The organism is Nitrospirota bacterium (genome assembly GCA_016214385.1).
In the GTDB taxonomy this organism is placed as follows: domain Bacteria; phylum Nitrospirota; class Thermodesulfovibrionia; order UBA6902; family JACROP01; genus JACROP01.
The window spans coordinates 1-8,138 of sequence record JACROP010000104.1 but is presented as its reverse complement, the minus strand read 5'-3'; the positions used below and the strand labels follow the sequence as shown (position 1 = coordinate 8,138).

The 8,138-nt window shown below is 42.1% G+C and carries 10 protein-coding genes; 3 read left to right on the top strand and 7 right to left on the bottom strand.

The genetic code is table 11. The features are described from left to right. The 3 genes from HZC12_06600 to HZC12_06590 form a co-directional block, all read left to right on the top strand. Positions 1-224: translocation/assembly module TamB domain-containing protein (locus tag HZC12_06600; protein MBI5026380.1), on the top strand; the 224-nt coding region annotated here is incomplete at its 5' end. After that, a complete protein-coding gene (gene bamA, locus HZC12_06595; protein MBI5026379.1) occupies positions 221-2,932 on the top strand; it encodes an outer membrane protein assembly factor BamA in 2,712 nt (903 codons plus the stop codon). The genes HZC12_06600 and bamA, both read left to right, overlap by 4 nt. A gap of 92 nt (positions 2,933-3,024) precedes the next feature. Next, the gene (locus tag HZC12_06590) at positions 3,025-3,558 is read left to right on the top strand and encodes a SurA N-terminal domain-containing protein (protein ID MBI5026378.1); all 534 of its coding nucleotides are present in this window, start codon (positions 3,025-3,027) and stop codon (positions 3,556-3,558) included. 78 nt (positions 3,559-3,636) lie between these two features. Here HZC12_06590 and HZC12_06585 read toward each other — a convergent pair whose 3' ends face one another. From HZC12_06585 to HZC12_06555, 7 genes are all read right to left on the bottom strand, one after another. After that, positions 3,637-4,098 (bottom strand): N-acetyltransferase, encoded by a 462-nt coding sequence (locus tag HZC12_06585; GenBank protein ID MBI5026377.1) that lies wholly within the window; start codon positions 4,096-4,098, stop codon positions 3,637-3,639. Beyond that, on the bottom strand, positions 4,073-4,624 hold the full coding sequence (locus HZC12_06580; GenBank protein ID MBI5026376.1) for a 2-oxoacid:acceptor oxidoreductase family protein: 552 nt from the start codon (positions 4,622-4,624) through the stop codon (positions 4,073-4,075). The genes HZC12_06585 and HZC12_06580 overlap by 26 nt, the downstream gene beginning before the upstream one ends. A 6-nt stretch (positions 4,625-4,630) precedes the next feature. Further along, positions 4,631-5,377 carry a 2-oxoglutarate oxidoreductase gene (locus HZC12_06575; GenBank protein MBI5026375.1) on the bottom strand — a complete coding sequence of 249 codons (747 nt, stop codon included), beginning with the start codon at positions 5,375-5,377 and terminating at the stop codon, positions 4,631-4,633. 203 nt (positions 5,378-5,580) lie between these two features. Then, the gene (gene nifU / locus HZC12_06570) at positions 5,581-5,955 is read right to left on the bottom strand and encodes a Fe-S cluster assembly scaffold protein NifU (protein ID MBI5026374.1); all 375 of its coding nucleotides are present in this window, start codon (positions 5,953-5,955) and stop codon (positions 5,581-5,583) included. Position 5,956: 1 nt separating this feature from the next. After that, positions 5,957-7,156: a cysteine desulfurase gene (locus tag HZC12_06565; GenBank protein ID MBI5026373.1), complete on the bottom strand. Its 1,200-nt coding sequence runs from the start codon at positions 7,154-7,156 to the stop codon at positions 5,957-5,959. A 2-nt stretch (positions 7,157-7,158) separates the two neighbouring features. Continuing rightward, positions 7,159-7,449, bottom strand: a complete 291-nt coding sequence (locus tag HZC12_06560; protein ID MBI5026372.1) for a sulfurtransferase TusA family protein — start codon at positions 7,447-7,449, stop codon at positions 7,159-7,161. A gap of 32 nt (positions 7,450-7,481) precedes the next feature. After that, positions 7,482-7,949, bottom strand: coding sequence for an Rrf2 family transcriptional regulator (locus HZC12_06555; GenBank protein MBI5026371.1), 468 nt, complete (start codon positions 7,947-7,949; stop codon positions 7,482-7,484). Positions 7,950-8,138: the final 189 nt, after the last annotated feature.

Here is an 8,138-nt window from a genome sequence, read left to right as displayed (position 1 = left end):
ATCCTTCTACCTCTACGCTCGGTTCGGTCAGCCCCAGGGTTACGGTTGGAAAACGCCTGCTCGGTGAGAAGATTTTTGTAACTTACTCAACGCCCATAGGCACCTCTGAAGAACACATCCTGAAACTTGAATATCTTATAAACAAAAATCTTTCCCTTGTAGGCCTGAGAGATGAGAGAGGAAGCGTGGGAGCAGATTTTAAGTTCAGGTTCGAATTTAAATGATAGAGGACAGAGCACAGAGTCCAGAGTGCAGACTTAAAAAATTTATATTCTGTTATCTGTTATCTATATTCTATATTCTGTTTTCTGTTTCTGATATTCAAGCTACAACCTTCCATCAGGGAAAAATTAAAGCAATCGAGGTTGAAGGCCTTAAACGTATTGACAGGCAGTTGCTAATTGATATGATAGGCCTGAAAATTGGTGACACTATCAATCCAGGTGCATTAAGAGATGGTATAAAGCGTGCATTTAAAAAGGGGGTTTTTCTTGACATAAAGGCAGATGTATCGCCATTTGATGACGGGATAAAACTCATATATATTGTCACAGAAGTCCTGAGGATTAAAAAGATAAATATTGCAGGCAACGACAATATAGCTAATAGAAAAATCAGAGATGCGTTGCTTTTTAAAAAGGGAGAAGAATTCAGGGAAGAATTCCTCGATAATGCGATAGGGGACCTTGTGCAATTTTATAGGTCAAAGGGGTTTTTAGAGGCAGCAATATCAATTTCGGCAAAAGAAGATATTGAGCCAGGCTGGGTTAACCTGTTTGTAGAGATCAAAGAAGGGTCGCCTTTGATAGTGCAGAAGATAACTATACTTGAGGAAGTTAGAGATATGGTAAAAATTAGCGAAGGAGACATCCTTGATATAGGCAGAGTGGATAAAGACATTAAAAGAATTAGAGAATATTATGAAGAACATGGCTATATCAACCCTGTGGTTGGCCCGTATGAGTTTAAAGATGGAGAGCTTTTTATACCTGTTGTCCCTGGCTATATGTTAAATATCGCATTTGAGGGGAATACCATTTTCAGCTCAAAGAGATTGCTGGAGGAAATGCCATTTAAAGAGGCAAGGGATGTAAACGAAGGCATTATCGAGGAGGCGTCGCGGAGAATACTCAGACTTTACAGGCAGAAGGGCTATAATGCCGCGCAGGTAATAGCAGGGCTGGAGAAAAAGGATGACCTCACAGCCCTGACATTTTTTATATACGAAGGGCAGGAGATAGTGCTGAGAGAAATAAAATTTACAGGAATTGGTTATCCCCCTGAAGCAATTAAAGAGATTATGTCCTTGAAAGAGGGAGACTCATTTGATGAATATCTCATCGAAAATGACAGGGAGGCAATTATTGCTTTTTACAATGCCTTTGGTTATCTCAAGGCCGAAATAAAAGAATTCAAAAAATTGATCTCAAAAGACACCAATGAAGCAATCCTCGAAATAACAGTCTATGAGGGGCCTCAGACAAGATTAGAAAAGATTGATATTGTTGGCAATAAATTTATTGAAACCGAAAAAATTAAAAAAGTTTTACAGCTTCGTGAGGCCTCTCCTTACAATGATGTTGATGTAGCGGATGCGAGATATAGAGTTTTAGACCTCTACGGACGTTACGGCTATATTGACGCACATGTGGATGTCGAAAGCAGGATAGATGTTGATAAGGCATTTATAACCTATAAAATCACAGAAGGCAAACAGTATTTTATGGGAAAACTTATTATCAGGGGGAATGAAAAGACAAAAGATGAAGTGGTCAGCAGGGAGTTCGTTCTAAAAGAAGGGAAGCCTTATAGTTCTGAGAGTTTATTGAAGAGCAAGGAGCGATTGCATAGACTTGGATTGTTCAGCGATATTTCATTTGAATCCTTTCCAGCAGAAGACAACGTAAAAGACGTTGTCGTATCTCTCAGGGAAGGTAATTTCGGGGCCGTGGAATTCGGCCTTGGTTATGGCGATTATGAGGGATTCAGGGGCTTCTTTGACATCAGTTACCGCAACCTCTGGGGATACAACAGGCAGATAGGTTTAAGAGCCGAATTGAGCTCCATAGAGTCGCGATATATTTTAAGCTATAGAGAGCCATGGTTTTTTGGGAACCCGCTGCCTTTTAAATCTTATCTTACCAGGGAACACAGGAGGGCAATTAATTTAGATACCAGAGAGACGCTTTATGTGATTGATAGGTTATCGCTTATTTTCGGGATTGAAAAAGACCTCACAGAGCGTTTGAAGGCAAATTTAAATTATGAATACTCTCTTGTTAAAACAACAGATGTAGCGCCAGGCGTTATTTTAACAAGAGAGGATACCGGGACGCTCGGAATAGGCAGTGTTTCACCTTCGCTATTTTACGATGCCCGGGATAATCCCTTTGACCCGACTGCTGGCTCTCTTAACGGTATTATACTGAAATTTGCAAGCAAGGCATTTCTCTCTGAGACGGAATTTTTAAAGGCGATATTTCACAGTAGCTGGTATTTCAAAATTAAAAAAGGACTCGTGCTGGCCATTTCTTTAAGAGGAGGCATTGCTGAGGGTTTTGGACCATCAGAGCTTCCTCTGATTGAGAGGTTTTTTCTTGGCGGGAGGACTACTGTAAGGGGATATGACCAGGACACCCTCGGGCCAAAGGGCTTTGATGGTAATCCAACTGGAGGAAATGCATTTGCCCTTATAAATGCTGAAGTTCGCGCATCCCTCGGCAGAGGTTTTGGTTTGGTGGCCTTTGTTGATGGTGGAAATGTCTGGCATGAAATAAAAGATATGGAGACAGACCTCAGATACACTACCGGCCTGGGGTTAAGATACAAAACTCCTGTAGGACCATTCAGGATTGATTACGGGCATAAGTTAAACAGGCAAACGGGTGAGAGTCCTGGTGAATTACATTTCAGTCTTGGCCATGCATTCTAAGAAATGGGAAATGGGAAATGTAAATTACGCAGGCTAAAGCCTGCGGCTACTCACAGAAATATCAGAAGAACCAAATAAAGTGAGTGTGAACAGTGAGCTGTAAACAGTTTAAGAAACTACAAAAGATATTTTTTGTATTTTTACTTGTCGCTTGTCACTTATCACTTGTCACTGTCGTTAGTGCCGAGGTTATCGAAAGGGTTGTGGCTATTGTAGATGATGAGGCTATAACACTGAGTGAATTTAAGAATGCTTATCAAAATGCTTTAAGATCAGGGGTAAAAGCTACAGAGACCCTCAAAGCTGAGGTCTTAAACGGGATGATAAACAGGACCCTCCTTATCAGGCAGGCAAAGAGACTTGGCATAGACGTGCCAGGAGGCAATGAAGATGCCATTGTCAAAGAATATATTGAGAGAAGGGTAAGGGTCTTTATACGTATTCCTGTTGATGAGATAGAGACATTTTACGAAGAGAATAAAAAATCCTTCGGAGATAAAAAATTCTATGAAGTGAAAGATGAGATAGAATTCTATCTCATAGAAAAAGAGTTGAACAGAAAACTACTGGAGCATATAGAAGAATTAAGAAAAGGTTCGTATATAAGGATTCAACTTACCACTTAATGCAAACGCATTAATCCGAGTTCAATGCTCGAATATGTAACAATAATTAATACGTTTACTATAGTCTCTCTCTACTCTCTACTCTCTACTCTCTACTTCTTTTATAACCGCCACTTCTTCGCACTCAGGGAATTTGGGGCATTTGAGGCAGTCTCCCCATATCTTCTGCGGGAGTTTGCTCTTATCAATGTCTTTAAATCCAAGTTTTTTGAAAAACCCAGGATGATATGTAAGGGCGAATACATTTTTTATTCCAAGCGCCCCTGCTTCCTTTAAACATTTCTCTACAAGTTTCTTTCCGATACCGGCCCGCTGGTGTTCCTTTGATACTGCGACAGACCTTATCTCTGCAAGGTCTTCCCACAGGATGTGGAGGGCTGAGGCGCCGAGAATTTTCCCGTTGTTCTCATAGACAAAAAAATCTCTGACATTCTCGTAGAGTTCATTTAAAGAACGGGGTAGCATCTCATCTCTCCTGGCAAATTGATTGACAAGATGATGGATTGCCTTTATGTCATGGACATTGGCTCTTCGAATCAACTTCCTTAATCCCCCGTTTTAAGGCATTTTCATTTACAGTTAACATGCTCTGTTTTTGTTCTGGAATGATTTCTCTGAGTGCCCTGAGAGTTATATCCACGTCCGGTATGCCTGTTTTACCAATCAATACTCCGAGCATTACCACATTTGCAACACGGCTGTCTCCAATCTCTTCAGCTATATCATTGGCTTTCACAGCAATTACTTCAATGTCTGAACGCTGTGGGGCAGTCTTAATTAGTGACTGGTTCATGATTAAAAGTCCGCCTGTTTTTAATCTATTCTCAAATTTTTCAAGGGAGGCCTTGTTCATGATTATAAGGGCGTCTGGTTTTTGAATAACAGGTGAGGCAACCATTTCATCAGAGATTATTACTGTGCAATTTGCAGTGCCGCCCCGTATTTCTGCTCCGTAGGAAGGAAACCATGTAACTTCTTTTCCCGTTAACATAGCAGCATGGGCAAGAAGTCTTCCAATAAAAAGAATACCCTGCCCGCCAAACCCTGCAATTATTAATCCTAACAATTTTTCCTACCTCACTTTATACTTATCCTTTATCACCCCCAGAGGGAAGGTGATAATCATGTTTTTCCTCATCCATGAGATAGCTTCCTGAGGGCTCATCCACCAGTCTGTTGGACACGGAGATAGTACTTCCACAAAACTAAAGCCTTTACCATCGAGTTGATACTGAAAGGCTTTTTTTAATGCCTTTTTTGTATCGAGGACATTTTTGGGAGAATCCAGAGATGTCCTCTGGATAAAACTCGTTCCATCTAAAACAGAGAGCATTTCAGATACCTTCAAGGGGTATCCTGTTATTTTTGCGTCTCTACCCTCCTGCGTGGTGGTAGTTTTTTGCCCTAAGAGTGTTGTGGGAGCCATCTGTCCGCCGGTCATTCCATATGTAGCGTTATTAACGAAGATTACTGTAAAATTTTCTCCTCTGTTGGCTGCATGCACTATCTCTGCAGTCCCGATTGCAGCGAGGTCGCCATCACCCTGGTACGTAAAAACAAATCTGTCAGGAAGCAGGCGCTTTATTGCAGTTGCTGCTGCTGGGGGTCTGCCATGAGCCACCTCAAGAATATCAAAATTAAAATAGTCATAGGCAAAGACGGCGCATCCCACAGGCGCAAAGCCTATGGTCTTTTCCCTTATTCCAAATTCATCGATTAGTTCAGCGACTATTCTATGTAATATCCCGTGTCCACACCCGGGGCACAGACGAAAGGGTACTGGTTTAAGGCTTTCTGGTCTTCCGAATATTTTTTTCATCAAGAAATGCCCTTTTTTGCCACAGACTTACACAGACTTAAAGAAAAAACAAGAAGTTGAGTTTCTTATCTTTATACCTTTTTATTTTCTTCTTTATTTAGTCTGTGAAAGTCTTGTGGCTGATATTTTCATTATCTTTTGTGCCGACTTTGTCAGCATGAATGTTTCATCAAAAAATAATCTTTGAGATCTTAGAAAAATTTTTATCTGCTACTATGTTTTTGTTTGTAGTCTTCAATTGCCTTGTGGAGTGCCTCTGCACCGATGTTTGAGCAATGCATTTTCTGTGGTGGAAGGCCTCCCAGGGCTTGAGCCACAGTCTCTTTGGAAATTTCAAGGGCTTCATCGAGGGTCTTGCCCTTTATCATCTCGGTTACCATGCTGCTTACAGCAATGGCTGCGCCGCAGCCAAAGGTTTTGAACTTGGCGTCAGAGATGCGGCCGTCTTTGACTTTGATATAAATCCTCATCACATCGCCGCATACGGGATTTCCTTCGGTTCCTATGCCGTCTGCGTCAGGTATTTCACCGACATTTCTTGGATTTGTAAAATGCTCCATTACTAATTCACTATACATTTTAAGTCCTTTCTTTTTGCATCAGCAGGTCTTCTGGATGATCCCAGCCTTTGCCGTAAGGTGAAATCTCCCGCAATCTTGTAATAATTTGTGGAAGGGTTTCAATGAGATAATCCACATCTGCTTCTGTGGTCCCTTCACCGAGTGTGAAAACAACAGAGCCCTGCGCAATGTTTGAGGGTATGCCCATTGAGAGAAGCACAGGAGAAGCCTTCAGTGCCTTTGATGTGCAGGCAGAGCCGCTGGCTGCATATATTCCTTTGCCTGCTAAGAGCAGGAGCATGGATTCACCCTCTATATATTCAACAGCAAAGCTCGCATGTCCGGGCAGTCTATTTTCAGGATGACCGGTTAAATATATATGATCAGTTTTTAACAGCTCTTTTATTATCCTGTCCCTCATAGGTTTTATGTGGCTGATGCGCCTGTCCATATCCTTTCTGGCGAGCTCTGCGGCTTTGCCCATTCCAACGATGGATGGGACATTTTCAGTGCCTGCCCTGCGGCCGCCTTCCTGAATCCCGCCATAAATTAAAGGCGTAATTCTTATGCCCTCTTTCATGTAAAGTGCGCCAGCTCCTTTTGGCCCATAGAACTGGTGAGCAGCCATTGAAAGCAGATCAACGCCGAGGGCATTAACATCAATCGGGATATTGCCTGTGGAGGCAACAGCATCTGTATGAAAAAATATGCCCCTGTCTTTTGCAACCCTTGCAATATCTGCTATCGGCTCGATTGTGCCAACCTCAGGGCTTGCATGGATTATTGATATAAGGGTTGTCTCTTTTGTTATTGCCTTTTTTACAGCTTCAGGGTTTACTGTGCCATATTTATCCACCGGCAAGTAGGTCACGGCAAAACCTGATTTTTCAAGGAATCTGGCAGAATTAAGGATAGAATGATGCTCCATCCTCGAAACTATTATATGATTGCCTTTATTCTGATGTGCTATGGCAATACCCCTTAGGGCAAAATTATTAGCCTCTGCTCCGCTTGAGGTAAAGATTATCTCCTGTGGATTCGCATTTATAAGGGCTGCGACTTTTCCCCTCGCATCTTCAATTGCCTCTCTTGCCTTTAGCCCTAACTCATAGATGCTAAGCGGATTTCCGAAGTTTTCCTTCAGGTATGGAAGCATTGCCTCCAGGGCCTCAGGATGAAGGGGATTTGTTGCAACATGGTCAAGGTATACTTTTCTCATAATTAATCCTTCAGCTTTCTTATATAAAATGTATAGTGGTCAGAAGCATCTACCACGCCAATAAATTCATTGCCTGTGTTTTCACACCACATCGGGATATCCTCAAGCGCTCCATCATAATCTGTGAGAATAGCGAGGACCTCTCCGACCTTTATCTCCTTTAATTTCTGCTGGATCGTAAGGAGATGCATCGGACACATCATATATATAATGTCAGTTGTCTTATCTGCCTTTATCGGCTTATCAAGGAATTTCAATGGAACCTCTGCTGAGCCTGTCGAAGCAGTCGCCATTACTTGTTTTCGCTTTCCATTCTATCAGACATTTATTCCTTAGGCCTTGATAAGGCCAGAATTGCCTCTGATTCCTCTCGTGGAGTCGAGTCTCCGACTTCTAAAAGGTTCTTCAAGCTGATTGTTTCAAGAAACTGCTCTATTTTTTCTCCGAGAGACTTCCAGAGCATCCTTGTTACGCAGATATCTACCCTGCTGCAGCCCTCTGCAGTTGGGTCAAGACATGATGTTATGGCAACAGGACCCTCAAGGGCGCTGAGGATACTGCCAACGCTGATTTCCTCAGGCTTTCTGCTCAGCACATAGCCTCCTCCAGGGCCTTTATGGCTTTCTATGAGTCCTTCCCTGCGGAGCTTGTTCAGTATCTGTTCGAGGTAGGCAACAGAGACCTCCTGCCTTTCAGAGATTTCCTTAATCGTAATAGGCCCTTTTGAATAGTTTTTCGCTATCTCAAACATCGCCCTGACACCATACTGTCCTTTTGTGGATAACTTAAGCATAAATAAAAAGTAAAATACTTTACAAAATTTGTCAAGTATTATTTTTGTGGAGTTCCCCCAATTTTTTGTTTTTTTGTCCGTCATTCCCGCGAAGGCGGGAATCCAATCTTCTCATGTAGTTAAGCTGTCATACAAATCCGCCCATTCGGGGTTATGTTCCTCAATAAGCTTGAGTTTCCATACCCGATT